Here is a 233-nt window from a genome sequence, read left to right as displayed (position 1 = left end):
AGCCAGCACACAGTACACCAATAATGGTCACAGGCAATTGCAACATATTAGGCATCATGACCGCGACTTTATCACCTTTAACTAAGCCCAATGACTGCAAATAGGCGGCTACTTGTTGGCTATATAAATCCACTTCCTGAAAGGTTAGCTCTGAGCCCATGCAGACAAAAGCGGTTTTATTGCCATTTTTCGCAAAGCTTTGTTCAAAAATATCAATCAGCGAGGTATTATCG

At 42.1% G+C, this 233-nt stretch carries 1 protein-coding gene; it reads right to left on the bottom strand.

All coding sequences use genetic code 11. The features are described 5' to 3' along the window. On the bottom strand, nucleotides 1-233 hold a 233-nt coding region (locus AAEY79_RS16505), incomplete at both ends, for an AMP-binding protein (RefSeq protein ID WP_352289879.1).

The organism is Psychrobacter sp. GW64-MNA-CIBAN-0177 (genome assembly GCF_040309585.1).
GTDB classification, from domain to species: Bacteria; Pseudomonadota; Gammaproteobacteria; order Pseudomonadales; family Moraxellaceae; genus Psychrobacter; species Psychrobacter okhotskensis.
The sequence above is the reverse complement of the archived record's forward strand: the minus strand, read 5'-3'. Positions and strand labels throughout refer to the sequence as shown.